General features: G+C 66.1%; 16 protein-coding genes. 11 read left to right on the forward strand and 5 right to left on the reverse strand.

What is annotated here, in order from left to right; translation table 11 throughout:
• The first annotated feature begins 375 nt into the window (after positions 1 to 375).
• From JSQ98_RS14115 to JSQ98_RS14125, 3 genes are all read left to right on the forward strand, one after another.
• On the forward strand, positions 376 to 1,722 hold the full coding sequence (locus JSQ98_RS14115; RefSeq protein WP_211650240.1) for a cryptochrome/photolyase family protein: 1,347 nt from the start codon (positions 376 to 378) through the stop codon (positions 1,720 to 1,722).
• A gap of 10 nt (positions 1,723 to 1,732) precedes the next feature.
• Positions 1,733 to 2,149, forward strand: coding sequence for a DUF1801 domain-containing protein (locus JSQ98_RS14120; protein ID WP_211650241.1), 417 nt, complete (start codon positions 1,733 to 1,735; stop codon positions 2,147 to 2,149).
• A gap of 229 nt (positions 2,150 to 2,378) precedes the next feature.
• Entirely contained in the window at positions 2,379 to 3,455 is a 1,077-nt protein-coding gene (locus JSQ98_RS14125; RefSeq protein WP_211650490.1) for a fatty acid desaturase family protein, read from the forward strand.
• A 3-nt stretch (positions 3,456 to 3,458) separates the two neighbouring features.
• On the opposite strand, the gene JSQ98_RS14130 is transcribed toward JSQ98_RS14125, so the two are convergent.
• Positions 3,459 to 3,689 carry a hypothetical protein gene (locus JSQ98_RS14130; protein ID WP_090147025.1) on the reverse strand — a complete coding sequence of 77 codons (231 nt, stop codon included), beginning with the start codon at positions 3,687 to 3,689 and terminating at the stop codon, positions 3,459 to 3,461.
• A gap of 149 nt (positions 3,690 to 3,838) precedes the next feature.
• On the opposite strand from JSQ98_RS14130, the gene JSQ98_RS14135 reads away from it, so the two are divergent.
• Positions 3,839 to 4,972 carry a type I restriction endonuclease gene (locus JSQ98_RS14135; RefSeq protein WP_211650242.1) on the forward strand — a complete coding sequence of 378 codons (1,134 nt, stop codon included), beginning with the start codon at positions 3,839 to 3,841 and terminating at the stop codon, positions 4,970 to 4,972.
• 135 nt (positions 4,973 to 5,107) lie between these two features.
• Complete coding sequence (locus JSQ98_RS14140; protein ID WP_211650244.1) at positions 5,108 to 5,347, forward strand: hypothetical protein; 240 nt, start codon at positions 5,108 to 5,110, stop codon at positions 5,345 to 5,347.
• Between the two features lie 85 nt (positions 5,348 to 5,432).
• Here JSQ98_RS14140 and JSQ98_RS14145 read toward each other — a convergent pair whose 3' ends face one another.
• Together JSQ98_RS14145 and JSQ98_RS14150 are read right to left on the reverse strand one after the other, a co-directional pair.
• Positions 5,433 to 5,606 carry a hypothetical protein gene (locus JSQ98_RS14145; protein WP_211650246.1) on the reverse strand — a complete coding sequence of 58 codons (174 nt, stop codon included), beginning with the start codon at positions 5,604 to 5,606 and terminating at the stop codon, positions 5,433 to 5,435.
• Between the two features lie 56 nt (positions 5,607 to 5,662).
• Entirely contained in the window at positions 5,663 to 6,601 is a 939-nt protein-coding gene (locus tag JSQ98_RS14150) for an AraC family transcriptional regulator (RefSeq protein WP_249291217.1), read from the reverse strand.
• A 249-nt stretch (positions 6,602 to 6,850) separates the two neighbouring features.
• On the opposite strand from JSQ98_RS14150, the gene JSQ98_RS14155 reads away from it, so the two are divergent.
• The 6 genes from JSQ98_RS14155 to JSQ98_RS14180 all read left to right on the forward strand — a co-directional run bounded on the left by JSQ98_RS14155 (position 6,851) and on the right by JSQ98_RS14180 (position 13,322).
• Positions 6,851 to 7,180, forward strand: coding sequence for a DUF7882 family protein (locus JSQ98_RS14155; RefSeq protein ID WP_090147031.1), 330 nt, complete (start codon positions 6,851 to 6,853; stop codon positions 7,178 to 7,180).
• 107 nt (positions 7,181 to 7,287) lie between these two features.
• On the forward strand, positions 7,288 to 9,267 hold the full coding sequence (locus JSQ98_RS14160) for a glycosyltransferase family 2 protein (protein ID WP_211650251.1): 1,980 nt from the start codon (positions 7,288 to 7,290) through the stop codon (positions 9,265 to 9,267).
• Between the two features lie 41 nt (positions 9,268 to 9,308).
• Positions 9,309 to 10,508 carry an MFS transporter gene (locus tag JSQ98_RS14165; RefSeq protein WP_346728801.1) on the forward strand — a complete coding sequence of 400 codons (1,200 nt, stop codon included), beginning with the start codon at positions 9,309 to 9,311 and terminating at the stop codon, positions 10,506 to 10,508.
• Positions 10,509 to 10,684: 176 nt separating this feature from the next.
• Positions 10,685 to 12,286: an ABC-F family ATP-binding cassette domain-containing protein gene (locus JSQ98_RS14170; protein WP_211650253.1), complete on the forward strand. Its 1,602-nt coding sequence runs from the start codon at positions 10,685 to 10,687 to the stop codon at positions 12,284 to 12,286.
• A gap of 94 nt (positions 12,287 to 12,380) precedes the next feature.
• Entirely contained in the window at positions 12,381 to 12,767 is a 387-nt protein-coding gene (locus JSQ98_RS14175; RefSeq protein WP_200329858.1) for a DUF1304 domain-containing protein, read from the forward strand.
• A gap of 93 nt (positions 12,768 to 12,860) precedes the next feature.
• Positions 12,861 to 13,322: a MarR family winged helix-turn-helix transcriptional regulator gene (locus tag JSQ98_RS14180; protein WP_090147035.1), complete on the forward strand. Its 462-nt coding sequence runs from the start codon at positions 12,861 to 12,863 to the stop codon at positions 13,320 to 13,322.
• Here JSQ98_RS14180 and JSQ98_RS14185 read toward each other — a convergent pair.
• Positions 13,319 to 14,257, reverse strand: coding sequence for a TIGR01777 family oxidoreductase (locus tag JSQ98_RS14185; protein WP_211650255.1), 939 nt, complete (start codon positions 14,255 to 14,257; stop codon positions 13,319 to 13,321). The genes JSQ98_RS14180 and JSQ98_RS14185 overlap by 4 nt on opposite strands.
• Positions 14,254 to 16,458 carry an MMPL family transporter gene (locus JSQ98_RS14190; protein ID WP_211650257.1) on the reverse strand — a complete coding sequence of 735 codons (2,205 nt, stop codon included), beginning with the start codon at positions 16,456 to 16,458 and terminating at the stop codon, positions 14,254 to 14,256. The genes JSQ98_RS14185 and JSQ98_RS14190 overlap by 4 nt, the downstream gene beginning before the upstream one ends.
• Positions 16,459 to 16,482 lie beyond the last annotated feature (24 nt).

Here is a 16,482-nt window from a genome sequence, read left to right on the forward strand (position 1 = left end):
ACAAGTGAATTGTGACTTGTTCGACTGAAAATCGAGAGGTCACGGGATCGACGCCCGTCGGAGCCACTGAACCCTCGCGTGGCTTCTACACGCGGGGGTTCTTTTTTGCGTTCTGCGCCGATGCAGAGGTCGCTCGAACTCGGACGAGTTGCGATCTCCTCGCCCGAGAAAAGGTATCGCCCCTCCCGGCACAGGCATTGGAAGGGGCGATGCGTCGTTTACTCGCAAGTGCATGGGGTACACGGTTTAGCGGGAACGACAGCATCCAGTGTGTGTTCTGCTCGAAAACAGCATCACCCCCTTGATTTTTCGGTGAAGCAGAAGCATCAGTGCGAGCCCGGGCGCGTGGTCGGTCTGGAACCCTACGATGGGCACATGACCGCATTGATCTGGTTCCGCGATGATCTGCGACTTGCCGACCACGCAGCGTTGTCGGCGGGCGCCGCTGATCCGGACGGTGCGGTCGCGCTCTACGTCCTCGATGAGGAATCGGTGGAGACACGGGCCCTCGGCGGTGCCGCGAAGTGGTGGTTGCACGAGTCGCTCTCCCGACTCGCTGAGGCTCTGCACGAGCGCGGAGTGCCGCTCGTGCTGCGGCGCGGGGCTGCGGAGCAGGTGGTGCTCGACGTCGCGGCTGAAGCGGGCGCCGATCACGTGTATTGGAATCGGCGCTACGGCGCCGAGCGGCACATCGACGCGCGCATCAAGGAGCGGCTGCGGGATAGCGGTATCGATGCGCATTCGTTCATTGGCGGGCTCCTCTTCGAGCCCTGGACGATCGAGACGCAGACGGGCGGCCACTATCGCGTGTACTCGCCGTTCTGGCGGGCCTGCCTCTCGATGCCTGAACCGTCGACGCCTCTGCCGATCCCCGAAGAGCTGCGCGGTGCCGATATCTCACTGCCGAGCGACTCACTCGACGACTGGCAGCTGCAGCCGACTCACCCAGATTGGGCTACAGGGATCGCCGAGCGCTGGCAGCCGGGGGAGCAGCAGGCCTTGCAGCAGCTCGAGCGCTTCCTCTCCGGTCCGACGAACGCGTACGCGAGTCGCCGCGACTTCCCGGCGGAGGACGTCTGCTCGGGGCTCTCCCCGTACCTGCGCTGGGGTGAGATCAGCCCGCGCACGGTGTGGCACCGGTCGCTCGCTTCGGGCGCCGACGTCGGAACGTTCCTCTCGGAACTCGGGTGGCGCGAGTTCGCCTGGCACACGACCTTCCACAATCCGCCGCTGCATCTGCACGGACTCAATCCGCAGTTCGACCGCTTCCCATGGAAGGAGCCGGACGTCGACCAGTTGCAGGCGTGGGAGCAGGGGAAGACAGGATACGGCCTCGTCGACGCGGGAATGCGCGAGCTCTGGCACACCGGCTACATGCACAATCGGGTGCGCATGGTCACCGCGTCGTTCTTGACGAAGAACCTGCTCACGGACTGGAGGATCGGCGAAGCCTGGTTCTGGGACACACTGGTCGATGCCGATACGGCGAGCAACCCGTTCAACTGGCAGTGGGTGGCCGGGTGCGGAGCCGACGCCGCACCCTATTTCCGCATCTTCAACCCGGCGACCCAGCAGAAGAAGTTCGATCCCGACGGACACTATGTCAACCTGTGGGCGAATGACAGTGTGCTGTTCCCCGAGATCGTCGACCTCCGTGCGTCCCGAGCGCGTGCCCTCGCCGCCTACGACCGAGCGCGTCACAGTGACGTAGAACCCGACTGAAGGAGCGAACATGTCTGCGCGCACCCCGGCGATGTCGCCGTCCGAGGTTTCGGTCGCTTCCGTGCTCGACCGCGTGACCGGTGCGCGTCGCGCGGAGGCCGATGAGTTGCTCGCCCTGCACCAGGAGGTGAGCGGTGAGACGCCCGTCGTCTGGGCGAATCGCATCATCGGCTTCGGCGAGCAGCGCTACGAGTACGAGAGCGGGCACTCGGGAACGATGCCGGTCCTCGCCTTCGCCTCCGGCGCGACGAAGCACACGCTCTACCTCGTCAGCGACTTCGCCGGACGGTGGCCCGAAGCGCTCGAGGCGCTCGGGCCGCATCGGGCGAGCAAGGCGTGCTTGTACATCACCCGACTCTCGAAGGTGGATCGAACGGTGCTGCGCGAGCTGCTCGAGTTGAGCCGCGCCGAGACGCTCGCTTCCTAGCCCCTCGCGATCCTGCATCGTGGCGACGAGGATCGCGCGTCGCTCCTGAGGGGCACCTGGGCGTGCGCTGTGCAGCTCGAGCGTATGCAGCGGATCGCATGCTCAACCCGCTAGCGTGAAGTCAGCGATCGGCAAACGGCCTGTGGCGAAACAAGGGCCAGTATCTGAATGGCTCGGAACGGAACCGGTGCCGACGATGACGACAGCGAATACCCGTACCCTCGAAGGAATGGGTCGACTGCAGCCGACGCGGGCTCGCGCGACCGACTTCCCTCCGATCGCCAAGGCGTATACGCGGGTATCGCAGGTCGTACGCGAATCAGGGCTGCTGCGCCGCGCGCACTGGTTCTACGCCTCCGTGGCGCTGGCCATCACCGTGGCCCTCGGCGGGGCCGTCACCGGGTTCATCCTGCTGGGCGACAGCTGGTTCCAGCTGCTCATCGCGGGCGCTCTCGGCATCATCTTCACGCAGATCGCCTTCCTCGCGCACGAAGCGGCGCACCGCCAGATCCTGGCGTCGGGCCCGGCGAACGATCGGCTCGCACGCTGGCTCGCCGGTGCGATCGGCATGAGCTACTCCTGGTGGGACTCGAAGCACAGCAGGCATCACGCGAACCCGAACAAGGTCGGCAAGGATCCCGACATCGAGGTCGATACGATCTCGTTCATCGAGGAGGATGCCGTGCAGGCGCGCGGGTTCGTCCGGGCGATCACCAAGCGTCAGGGCTGGTTCTTCTTCCCACTGCTGACGCTCGAAGGCTTGAACCTGCACTTCCACAGCTTCAAGTACCTGTTCAGCAAGGAGCCGGTCAACGGGCGCTGGACCGAGCTCGCAATCATCTTCGCGCGCTTCGCCATCGTGCTCGTGCCCGTCTTCCTGATGCTCCCCATCGGCATGGCGTTCGCCTTCCTCGGCGTGCAGCTCGCCGTCTTCGGCGTGTACATGGGGGCCTCGTTCGCGCCCAACCACAAGGGCATGCCGGTCATCGCGCACGATGCGAAGCTCGATTTCTTCTCGAAGCAGGTGCGCACGTCGCGCAACATTCGCGGCGGATGGTGGGCGACCTGGCTCATGGGCGGATTGAACTACCAGGTGGAGCATCACCTCTTCCCGAGCATGGCGCGCCCGCACCTGTCGAAAGCGCGGGCGATCGTACGCGAGCACTGCCGCACCCTCGACGTGCCGTACACGGAGACGTCGCTGTGGCGCTCGTATGCGATCGTCGTCGACTACCTGAACCGGGTCGGCCTGGCGGCACGCGATCCGTTCGACTGCCCGATCACCGCGCAGTACCGCAAGGCGTAAGGGCTAGCGACCCGCCTGCTCCGCGTCGTAATCCGTGTCGCGCCGTTTGCGCCTCGGAGACGTGGTCGACTTCACGAAGAGTCGGACCAGCGCTTGCTTCTTCTCGAAGTACGCGTGACGGCTGAGCTCGCCCGCCTCGAACTGAGCCTCGAGCTCTCGCAGCGTCTCCTCGGCCGTGGCAGCGTCGAAACGCGAATATCCGTTGGCGAGCGTGTGCTCTTCTCTGATTCCCAATGGGGCCCCCTTCGCTGACATGGATGTTACGCGACGGCTCAGACATTCTTGCCGGGAGCGGGAGCTCCGGAAGTAAGACAGTCTTCTACGTCGAGACGGGTTTCGATAAGGTGAGCCGTAAAACGTTCGACGAACACATAGGAGTGTCAATGTCGGTTGAAATTGCGGAACGCCTTGCGAGCTTGGCAACAAAGATTCAGCAGCAGCGCGCGCAGATTGAAACTGAGGAGGCGACGAAGAACGCTTTCGTGATGCCTTTCATTTCGCTGGTTCTTGGCTACGACGTCTTCAACCCAGCTGAAGTGGTCCCAGAATTCACGGCGGACGTCGGCACCAAGAAGGGTGAGAAGATCGACTACGCCATCGTGAAAGATGGTGAGGTCCAGATTCTCATCGAATGTAAGCACATCGGGGCGCCGCTGAATGTCAAACACACATCGCAGCTTTTCCGGTATTTCGCCGTTGCGCATGCGCGGATTGCCATTCTTACCAACGGAGACGAGTACCAGTTCTTCACTGACCTCGACGCGCCGAACCGGATGGATGAAAAGCCTTTTCTTGTCATTCAGGTGTCGGACCTCGATTCCGCTCTGGTTCCTGAGCTTCGGAAACTCACGAAGGACGCCTTCGATATTGATTCGATTGTCAATGCGGCTGAGGAACTGAAATATGTTGGCGAGCTGAAGCGGGTTCTGGCTGCTCAGTTCGCGTCGCCTGATTCCGACTGGGTGAAGTTCCTTACTGCGCGGGTGTACGAAGGTGCTTTCACGCAGAAAGTGCGAGAACAGTTCGCAGGCCTGGTTGAAAAAGCGACAAAGCAGTTTCTGAATGATCGAGTGAACGACCGGCTTAAGGCTGCCCTCGGCGGTCAAGCGTTGGCGAGCGATAACACATCCGTGTCATCTTCGGATGCGAGTGAGCGTGTTGCCGAAGCCTCCGTCGAGCAATCGCGCCGGTCCGACGGGATTGAGACGACGCTCGAAGAGATCGAGGCATTTCAGATCATCCGGGCCATCGCATGCAGTGAGGTTGCGCCGTCGCGGATCTCCCAGCGAGATGCGAAAACCTACTTCGGAGTGCTCCTGGACGACAATAATCGACGACCCCTCGCGCGTTTGTGGTTCAACACGAACCAGAAGTACATCGGCCTATTCGACTCGGAGAAGAACGAGACGCGTCATCCCATTGAATCGCTCGATGAAATCTATCGGTTCGCGGATGTCATTCGGCAAACAGTGCACTTCTACGATTCGAAGGTTGTTAGTGCTACTCCGGTCGGTTGAATCGCGAAAGCGGAGGAACTCTGAGAGGCGGGCCTCTCGTCGACGCTTAGCATGTTGCGAGTTCGAGCCGCACCGGGGTAGCCGGCGGCGAGTGAACCTGGCTAACGTGAGAATCACTTCGGGAAGGAGTAACTCATGAATGCATCACACAACGAACCGCACCACGCGAGCGAGCACGAGGCCTCGAATGGGGAAGGCACCGTCAGTACCCCGCGTGAGGGCGACACCCAAGACCGCCCGGTGCTGGACGGCTCGACCGAGGATTACGGCCAGGAGGGCCAGGAGAAGAACCCTCGGTACGGTCAGGAGAACCCGGAGCTCATTCGGCGCCCCTCCACGGGCGAAGAGACGCCCACCCCCGACGAAGAGGACTAAGGTCTCGCTCCTGAGTTCGCGCTGAGGCGGGAGCAAGGGGGCTCGGAAGAGCAGTACCTACACCGCGGCCAGCATCAAGCTCAGCTCACAGCACGCGCTTGATGCTGTCTGCGGTGTAGTAGCGCACGGCTCCGGTCGTGTCGACGACGCCGTAGACGGTGGCGCCGTTCGTCATCTGCCGCACGTCGCACACGGTACCGCGGGCGCCGGTGAGAGCGATGACGCTTTCGTCGACCTGGAACTCTTCGGGATCAGCCATGGTTCGACCCTAGCGGGGCGGGGCCGCCGCGCACAGGCCCTGTGCGCTCCGATCCGTCACATTGAGCGTGGCTGCCCAGGGTGCGTTCCGTATGCGGCGCGATAGGCGGCGGAGAAGCGGGAGACGTTGGTGAATCCCCATCGACGTGCGATTTTGCCGACGCTGGCATCGGGGTCGGCAGCAAGATCGTGGTGGGCGCCTGCGAGTCTGGCGCGTCGCAGGTACTCGCTCGGCGTGAAATCGAGCGACCGCCGGAACGCGTACTGCAGTCCCCGGGTGGAGATGTGCACCGCTTTCGCTACGTCGTCGACGGAGATCGGCTCGTGCGCGTGCTCGTCCATGTGTGCGAGGGCGCGGCGCACGGTGCCGGGGGCAGCGGAACGCTGGGGTGAGAAGTCGCGCGTATTCGAGAAGCTCGTCGAGAAACTCGTCAGCACGGTCCACAGGGCGTGGCGGAGGAGGCCCGTCCCGACGATGGTGCTCGGGTCGAGCGTGGCATCACCTGCGAGCACGGAGGCGGCCAGGTAGTTGAATGTGCGCTCCCACTGCGCCGCCTCTCGCTCACCCGAAGCTTCTGGCGTGCGCAGCTGGAGCGTGAGCCCGTCGTCGCCCGACATCTGACGCGCGAGTTGTTCTGCATAGTCGCGATCGAACACCATGGCGCGCACCACGGCGGTGTCCTCCCATCGCGCGCTGACCGGTGTTCCGTGAGTGGCCCACGGGCTTCCGGCTGGAAGCGGGCGGCGCCCTGCAATGGTGCCGCCGCGGGGAGCCTGCACGCTGCACGAGAACAACTGGGATTCGGGCGCGATCGAGGACTCGATGTCCGCCGTGAGTTCGTATCGGATGAGGGAGAACCCGTCGACGGTCGCGGAGAACCACTCCAGCTTGCACTGCTCTGGGTCAACGCTGAGCAAACGGGAGGACGGGGCGAACTCGTGCCACGTCTCCGCAACCGTCTCGGAATTCGTCGAGCGAAACCGCCGCATCTCCATGGGTGCCACCGAACCTGACTTTCATTCCGGAGCGCGCGCACGCGTGCTCTTACGACCTATGCAGTTGTACCCGAGTTCCAGCAGAGCCGGTCTGGATCGCAGATGGTTTCAGACGAGAAGCGACGATTCGGGCCGCGAAACGACGCAAAAGGGTAGCTCGAGCGAACGGGGATTTCGTCTATTGTACGGGTCAGCGTGGCGTGAACGGGAGCGCGGCCGACCGCGCGAATCGGCTGGCAGCATGGGGACATGGGGTTTTTGATTCACGGGAAAAGCGAGTACGAGTTCGAGGATCGCCTGCTGGCGCACTTGAAGACGGTGATCGGTCAGAAGCTGAAGAAGCAGGAGTGCTTCTTCTTGAGCTGGACGAAAACCCCGGAGGAGGGCAGCGGGCGCGTGTCGGTCTGGCTGTCCCCGTACATCACCGTGGGTTTCCGGTTCTCCGGGAGCCGTCCGCCCGAGTTGAACGTCGCCTGGGTCAGGACGATGAATGCGCTCTCGCACACCCCTCGGGGCCTGGTCGTCATCTCAGAGGACGATGCGGTCGCGTACGCGAAGAAGAATCCGGATCTCCTGTAAGCCGTCCCGAACGCGAAGGAACGTGTCCGCGAACGCGCGATCAACGCCGGGTGAACAGCGCGTGAGCAGGCCGTTTTTCCTGGTCAGCAGATCATACACTCGGTGCGGTGAGCAGGTGCGTTTCCACTCCTCGGTTCGAGTTCCCTGACGCTGGCTTCGAGCCGGAGGTCACCCCTGAGGCTGACCTCCGCAACGAGATCCCGCGGGGCCGTCGAAGCGCCCGATACCGATTCTTTGAGATGCTGCCGGCGCTCCTCAGCTTCAGCGTGCCCGTGCTCGCGATCCTGCTCTCCTGCATCGATCTCCGTCTCGGCATGCTCTTCGTCATCGCGTTCATCGCGACCACGCTGGTTCGCGCTGCGCGCGGCGGTGTCGACGCGCTTCGCGGGTATCGGCGTCTGCGCTGCGCCGAACAGATCGACTGGGCTGGCGTTGTGATCGAGACCGAGACCGCGGTCCGGCTTGCGCGCATGCGGCCGACGGGGTCGCTGGAGCGCATCGCCGGGCCAGCGGTTCGACGCCTGCCCGAGCCGTTCGCCGCAGCGCATCGGAGGTTCTTGCGACGGGTGTCGGCTCATCCGGAAGATTTCCCGCTGCCTTCGAGTGTCGTGCATGCGGTCATTGTGGCCGCCTACAACGAGCCGTTCGAGGTGATCGCATCGAGCTTCCGGTCGCTCGCGGCCGCTTCAGGGGCTGAGCGGCTGGTCGTCGTCTTCGCCTATGAAGAGCGGGGCGGTGCAGACGTGCGTGCGAGCGCCATGCGATTGCGCGAGCAGTATGCCGACCGCTTCGCGGGTTTTCTCGCAGTGGAGCATCCAGCCGGCCTCGCTGACGAGATCGCGGGCAAGGGGGCGAACATCACGTATGCCGCCAGGCAGCTCCGCATCTGGTTGCACAGGCGCGAGATCCCGGCTGCCGAGGTCGTCGTCACCACGCTCGACTGCGACAACCGCGTGCACCCGAACTACTTCGAGAACGTCACGTACGCGTTCGTGCTCGACCCCGATCGCGCCCGGCGTTCGTATCAGCCGATTTCGACCTTCGTCAACAACCTCTGGCACGCACCGGCGCCCACGCGAGTCGTGGCGGCCGGCAACACGCTCTGGAACCTCATCTCCACCGTCCGACCGCGCACGCTGCGCAACTTTGCGTCGCATTCGCAACCTCTGAGCGCGCTCATCGGGATGGATTACTGGAGCCGACGCACCATCGTCGAGGACGGACACCAGTACTGGCGCAGCTACTTCCACTTCGACGGTCGGTACAGGGTGACCCCCATCCACCTGCCCATCATGCAGGACGCGGTGCTCGGCGCGTCGTTCGCCCGCACCCTGCGCGCCCAGTTCACGCAACTGTGCCGGTGGGCGTACGGGGCATCGGATATCGCCTTCGTCGGAACGCGGCTGTTCGCGAAGGATCGCAGGGCGCCGTTCCGAACAACCCTCGTCCGATTCGCGACGCTGCTCGACTCGCACGTGACACTCGCGTGCATCGCGCCGATGGTCGCGTTCGGGGCGTGGATTCCGATCATCGTCGGAAGCATCTCGGGCGGAGCGGGGACGCCCCTCGCGATGGTGCTGCGGGAGGCCGGGAGCGCGAGTGCCAACGGTGCGGCGTGGGCCACGCACGCCCTCGGGATCCCGTTCTCCGCAGCCGTGGAAGCCGTGCGGGGATCAGCGTTCGCCGGCCCGAACCCGTTGCAGCACATCGTGGCGACGCCTCCGTTCTCCGTGGCGCAACTCGCCGCTGAACTCCCGGGAATGATCGGCGCGGTGCAGCGCTTCGCTCTCGTCGGAGTCGCGGTGACGGTCGTGCTGACGCTGCTGCTGACTCCCGAGCGCCCGCCCGGCGTCTCCCGGTTGCGCGGCTTCGGCATGCTCGCCCAGTGGGTGCTGCTCCCCGTCACGCTCCTCTGCTACAACACCGCGAGCGCCCTGGTGGCGCAGTACCGGCTGCTCATCGGCGCGTACCGCGAGGAGTTCGATGTGACCGAGAAGCGCGCTCCGACGGTCGAGCACGCCGCTCGTGCGACGACTCGAGGCAGCACGAACGGCGCACGGCGCGAGGTTCGATCCGAAAGCGACTAGGCTCGTTCAGTTCGAGCTTGTTCGAACTGAACGGGGGAAGCGTGACCGCTCGAGTTGCTGACGCAGGCGATCCACTTCGCCGGAGACGATTCGGCTTCGCGCTGTCGATCACGAGCATCACGGCCATGATGGCCGGAGCGAGTGCGCCGTCTCCCTTCTACCCTGTGCTCGCCGAGACGATCGGGTTCTCAGCGCTCGTCACCACGGCGATCTTCGCGGTGTACGCGCTCGCGCTGCTCTGCACGCTGCTTACTGCCGGCTCCCTCTCCGACCACGTCGGTCGACGTCCGGTTGCGAGCGTCGGCCTGCTCTTGCTCGCGGCGAGCATCGTCGTGTTCTGGCACGCGGAATCCGTGCCGCTCTTGGTCATCGCTCGCGTGCTGCAGGGGATCGCGAGTGGCCTGCTGCTCTCGGCCGTCTCCGCAGCGATCACCGACCTCGAATCCCCGAAGCGTCCGGGCTCTGCGGCCGTGTGGAACGCGGTCGCGCCGATGCTGGGGCTCGGAATCTGCGCTCTGGCAGCAGGAATCGCACTCGACGCCGCCGAGAACGCGATGACCGCGATCTTCGGCCCGCTCTCGGCGATCTACGTCGTGCTGGCAGTGCTCTTCCGATTCGTGCCCGAGACCGCGCCTCGCTCACCGGGCGCCCTGCGGTCCCTCCAGTTCCGGCTCACCGTGCCGAGCGAGATGCGCGTCGAGTTCATGCAGGGCGCACCGGCGATCTTCGCCGGCTGGGCGACCGGCGGCCTGTTCCTCTCGCTCGGGGCGAGCATCGTGCACGTCGAGCTCGGGGGAGAAGCGCACGTCTGGCAAGGGCTCTCGGTCGGCGTGCTCGCGGGGGCCGGCGCCGTCGCCGCATTCCTGCTCCGGAGGCGCTCGGCTCGGGTGATCGCGGTGTACGGCGCGGCTGCGCTCGCGATCGGCACTGCGTGCTCGCTGATCGCGCTCGCCGCAGGCTCCCTTCCCGGATACCTCGTTGCGGTGGCCATCACCGGTTCGGGGTTCGGCACCGCGTTCTTCGGCGTGGTGAGTTCGCTCGCGCCGCACATTCCCGCGACCCAGCGCGCTGACGTCTTCGCGGTGATCTTCCTCGTCTCATATCTCGCATTCGGGGTGCCCGCCGTGCTCGCCGGCTTGCTCGTGCAATTCGTCGGGCTCACCCCGGTGGCCTTCGGGTACGGGGCCGTGGTGATCGTGTTCGCCGGTGTCGCCTGCGTCGTGCGGCTTCGCCGGGGGTAGCGGGAAACGCGCGTTCGGGTAGAATTCCTCACATGGATATCGAGGTCGACAGAACTTCATCCGCCGCCGCACGACGCCGTTGAGCGTCGAGCGGATCAGGTGAGATCCCTCTGTTCCCTCCCCGTTTGCGCGCCGCACCGTTCGGCGGTCGCCGGGTTGACCTGAAATGAGTCTGCATGTCCGCATCATCAGCGATTTCGCTGCATCGACTTTCATACCACTGGCCTGACGGCTCCCCGGCGCTCGTCGACGTCTCGGGAACGTTCCCATCGGGTCGCACCGGCCTGACCGGGAGAAACGGCGCCGGCAAGTCGACCCTGCTCAAGTTGATCGCCGGGACGCTCACACCCACCTCCGGCTCCATCTCGGCCGTCGGAGATGTCGCCGCCTTGCCGCAGTTGCTCACGCTGCACCGGGACCAGACGATCGCGGCGCTGCTCGGCATCGAGCGCACACTCGACGGACTTCGCGCCATCGAGTCCGGAGACGTGGACGTGCGCCATTTCGATGCGGTCGGCGAGGACTGGGATATCGAATCCCGGGCCGCAGAGGCGCTGGATCGCATCGGCTTCTCGACCACTGATCTGGACCGCAGCGTGGCGACCGTCTCGGGCGGGGAGGCGATGCTCATCGCGATCACGGGCCTGCGGCTGCGTCGTGCGCCGATCACCCTGCTCGACGAGCCGACGAACAATCTCGATCGGTCGAAGCGCGCACGACTGGGAGAGTTCGTGGACGACTGGCCTGGCACGCTGATCGTCGTCAGCCACGATGTCGAACTGCTCGAACGCATGGAGCACACGGCGGAGATTCACGACGGTGCGCTCAGCACGTTCGGCGGGCCGTTCAGCGCATGGCGGGAGCACCGCGAAGTGGAGCAGGCAGCGGCAGAGCAGGCGGCGCGCGCGGCGCAGCAGGCGCTGAAGGTCGAGAAGCGGCAACGCGTCGAGGCGGAGACGAAGCTGGCGCGCCGTGAACGCGCGGGTCGCAAGACGCAGCTGAGCGGTGACATCCCGAAGATCCTCGCCGGCCGCCGGGCGAACAGCGCACAGGTCGCGGCCGGTTCGATGCGCTCGTCGCTCGATGCGCACGTCCGGGCCGCGCAGGCCGCCGTGGACGACGCCGATGCCCGGGTGCGCCGAGATGAACGCATCTCCGTCGATCTGCCAGCCCCCTCGGTGCCCCGGGGGCGTCGACTCATCGAATTCGACGGCGCCGATCATCCGATCGTGGTGCAGGGCCCAGAGCGAGTCGCACTCGTCGGCGCGAATGGCACGGGCAAGTCGACGCTGCTCGAGCGCCTGGTGCGTGGGAGCAGCGGTGCGGGGCCGACCGGGCGGCTCCTGACGAATCGCTTCGGGTATCTGCCGCAGCGTCTGGATGGGCTCAACGACACGGCGAGTGCGCTCGAGAACGTGCAGGCCGTCGCGCCAGCCACCCCACCCGGAGCGATACGCAACGGTCTCGCGCGACTCCTTCTGCGCGGCTCGAGTGCAGATCGGCCGGTCGGCTCGCTCTCAGGCGGTGAACGGTTCCGGGTGTCGCTCGCGCGCCTCCTGCTCGCAGATCCGCCCGCCGAGGTGCTGATCCTCGATGAGCCGACGAACAACCTCGATCTCGCGAGCATCGGTCAGCTCACCGACGCGCTGAACGCGTATCGCGGGGCGATCCTCATCGTGAGTCACGACATCGCGTTCCTCGACACCCTCCGGATCGACACGGTCATCGAGATCGACGCGCACGGGGTGCTCCGAGAGCGCCCTGAACTGCCGGCATGATGATCTCGGGCGAGGAGCGATCGCGCCCGCCCCGGCCATCGCCGGTAGTCTGAATTCCGACACACACGGGTCACTGACGGATGAAGGTGCAGTCATGGTCGTATTCGGTTTGGTGCTCGCCGCTCTGGCCGCACTGCTGCACGTCTACATCTTCTGGATGGAATCAGTCACCTGGACGAGCGCGAAGACCCGAGCCACTTTCGGATTGACCGCGGAACAAGCGGAAGCGACGAAGGAGATGGCGTTCAACCAGGGGTTCTACAACCTCTTCCTGGCGCTGATCGCACTGGTCGGAGTCGGCCTCGCGCTCCTCGTCGGCGGGCCTGTCGGGTACGCCCTGGCCTTCGCGGGTACGGGGTCGATGCTCGCGGCCGCGGTCGTGCTGTTCGCGACGTCGCCCGACAAGCGCGGAGCAGCAGTGAAGCAGGGAGCGCTCCCGCTGCTCGCGATCCTCGTACTGCTCTTCGCACTCATCCTCTGACCTGCGGTTCCGCGCGTGCCGGAGGCGGTATTATTCCGATGCGGCGATGTCGTCGCGCCCGGCGATCGGGATGATCAGGAGTGACGGCGAACGATGCATGGCGACGATGAGCGCGACGCCCTCGTGCTCTCCCTGATGCGCGCGGTGCGCGGATTCGGCGACTCCCACGATCGGATGTCGGCGGGCATGAAGCAGGGCATGGCGATGAACGCCAGCGACCTCGCCGCGCTGCGCCTCCTCATCATCCGCGAGGAGGAGGGGCGTCCGGTCAGCCCTCGCGATCTCTCGACGCACCTGCGCATCTCGACCGCGTCGACGACGAAGCTGCTGGATCGCCTCAGTGCTTCGGGGCACGTGCGCCGTGCTCCGCATCCGAGCGATCGCCGTGCCAGGGTGATCGAGCTCACGGATGCGGCGCGCCACGAGTTCTTCCGCCGCTTCGCGCCGCAGTTGGTCGCGATGCGGGAGGCGATGACCGGGTTCTCGGTCGAGGAACTTGCGATCGCGGAGCGCGCCTTTCGGGCGATGGGTGCGGCGATCGACCTCGACGTCTAATGGTCGCGGGTGAGCGCGGCGTCGATGGCCTCTTCGACCGTGCGATGCGTGAACCGGAATCCCGAGCCGAGCAGCACGTCCGGGGTGACGACGGCGTCTGTGAGGAGCAGTGCGTCTGCGGCGTCGCTTCCGAGGGCGAGGCGCAACGCCCACGCCGGGGCGGGCACGACGAACGGGCGGCGCAGTGTTCTCGCGAGTGCGCGCCCGGTGTCGTTGGCCGTGGCGGGTGCGGGGCCCGTCAGGTTCACGGGGCCCGAGACATCGCTGTCGATGAGGTGGCGGATCGCGCGAACCTCGTCGGCGAGCGAGATCCAGGGCCAGTGCTGTCGCCCGCCTCCGAGGGGCCCGCTGATCCCGAGCCGGGTCAGGAGTAGCAGCGGTTTCAGCACCCCGCCCCGGTCGATCAGCGGCGCCGTCCGCAGCAGCACGACGCGGGCCTGTGGCCCGGCTTCGAGCGCCGCATCCTCCCACGCGACGCAGAGCTCGGCGAGGAACGTGCGCCCCGGCGCACTGCGCTCGGTGAGTCGCTCGTGCGGGCGATCGCCGTACAAGCCGACGGCCGAGGCGCTCAGCAGGGTCGGAGCGTCCGGGCCGAGTTCACGGATGGCGCTGGCGATGGTGCGCGTCGGCGCGAGGCGCGATTCGCGCAGCGTCTCCCGATAGCGGCGCGTCCACGGGAGCTTGCCGATACTGGCCCCGTTCAGGCAGATGACGGCCAGGGCGCCCGCGAGCACTGCGGGATCGAGCGGGGTCTCGCCGGGGCGCCACTCGACCTCGTCTGTGCTGCGCGGAGCGCGGCGCACGAGCCGCGTGACGGCGATGCCGTCGGCGCCGAGCGATCGTGCGAGCTCGTCTCCGATCAGGCCGGAGGCGCCGCTGATCACCACCCGCGGTGGGGCGGGTGCGGCCTGGGGTGAGGTGTCGGAGGTCGTCATCGCTCCCCATTCTCCATGCGCGACAGCTTCGAAGGCCACCAGATGGCCTTCCCGATGTCGGTTGCGAGGGCGGGAACGAGCAGCGAGCGCACGATGAAGGTGTCGAGCAGCACGCCGAAGGCGACGATGAATGCGATCTGCACGAGGAACAGAATCGGGATGACCGAGAGTGCGGCGAATGTCGCGGCGAGCACCAGGCCGGCGGACGTGATGACCCCGCCGGTGATCGTCAGTCCTCTGAGCACTCCCTCTCGAGTGCCGTGCCGTCGGGATTCCTCGCGCACCCGGGTCATCAGGAAGATGTTGTAGTCGATGCCCAGAGCGACGAGGAAGACGAAGCCGTAGAGCGGGACGGCGGGGTCCGCTCCGGGGAATCCGAATCCGTGGTTGAACACCAGTGCCGCGACGCCGAGCGCTGTGCCGAACGAGAGCACCGTGGTGAGGATCAGCAGGACGGGGGCGAGGATCGAGCGGAGCAGCAGCATGAGGATCACGAGGATCACCGCGAGCACCAGCGGGATGATGAGATTCCGGTCGTGGATCGATGCCTGGTTGGTGTCGACCGCGGTCGCCGTGACCCCGCCGATGAGCGCCGATGTTCCATCGAGCTCGGAGCGCAGGCCGGTGATCGTCTCTGCCGCGGCCTCGGAATCGGCCGCGTCTGCGAGGGTCGCCTGCAGCAGCACCTTGCCGTCGCTCACCGTCGCCTCGGGGGCCGGTGTGCCGGGCGGACCGAAGGCCTGGATGCCGTCCTCCGTGACCGTCGCGGTGCCGCTCGGGGAGTCCGCTGCCGTCACTGCGACGCTGTCGACGCCGGTCTGCGCGAGCAGGGTGTCTGCGGTCTCCTGCAGGCGATCCTCATCGACGAGCACGTAAGCCGGGCTGCCGGAGCCGCCGGGGAAGTGCTCGCCGAGCACGGCTTGACCGTCGCGAGCCTCGGACTGCCCGACGACGAGGTCGGACTGCGGGATGCCGGTCGCCTGCAGCTGCGTGACCCCGGCTGCGCCCAGTGCGAGCACGACCGTGGTGATGATCCAGATGGGGCGCGGGTGGCGTCGGATCCACGCGGCGAGCCGGCGCCACATGCCCCGCGTCGGCATGCCGTTCTCCGCCGCGACGACCTCCGGCTCGAACTTTGGGCGCCGGGGCCAGTACGCGGCCCGACCGAATGCGAAGAGCAGCGCGGGGAGCAGTGTGAGCGCTGCGAGCATGGCGAACACGATGCCGATCGCGGCCACGGGCCCGAGGGTGCTGTTCGATTTCAGATCGCTCAGCAACAGGCAGAGCAGTCCGACGATCACCGTTCCGCCCGATGCGAGGATCGGCTCGAACGAGCCCTTGATGGCCGCGATCACGGCGGCTCCGCGATCCTGCGCCACACGCAGCTCCTCGCGGAAGCGCGCGACGAGGAGGAGCGAGTAATCGGTCGCGGCGCCGATCACGAGAATGAAGAGAATGCCCTGAGTCTGGCCGCTCAGCAGCAGCACTCCGGCGTCGGCGAGATGCCAGATGACGAAGAGCGCGACGCAGAGCGCGAACAGGCTCGTGCTGAGCACGATGAGCGGGAGGAGGAGCGACCGGTAGACGATCACGAGAATGACGAGCACTGCGAGGAGCGCCACGAGCAGGAGGATGCCGTCGATGCCGGCGAAGCCGGCTGCGAGATCTGCGGTGAAGCCCGCAGGCCCGGTGACGTGCACATCGACGCCGGGCGGAGCGTCGTCGCGCAGCGTCTCGCCGAGCTCGGCGACGACGTCGGTGACTTCCGCGTTGGCATCGATGGGCACGAAGAGCTGAACGGCTTGCCCGTCCTCCGACGGAATCGCGGGAGAGCTCTCATCGCCGATACCGCTGAGGGAGGTCGCGTCGCTGGCCGCCGTGTCGATGGCCTGCAGCTGATCGTCGGTGAGTTCGGTTCCGTCCTTCGAGGAGAACACCACGATGGCGGGGATGGAGTCGTCCCCGAGGAAATCGCCCTGCACATCGCGCACCGCGGTGGCATCGGCTGATGAGGGGAGGTACGTCGTCTGGTCGTTGGACGACACCTCGTCGACTTTCCCGAATAGCGGACCACCGGCACCGGCGCCGGCGAACCAGAGCACGATGAGAACGGCGGGCAGGAGGATGCGAAGCCACCGGCGTCGAGGCCGAGGTGCGGCCGGCTGCGCGGCGTGAGCGGGTGACGCGTGGTGTTCAGACATTCTTCTACAATCTCCCAAAGAAAG

Source organism: Leucobacter manosquensis, from assembly GCF_018304845.1.
GTDB lineage: Bacteria > Actinomycetota > Actinomycetes > Actinomycetales > Microbacteriaceae > Leucobacter > Leucobacter alluvii.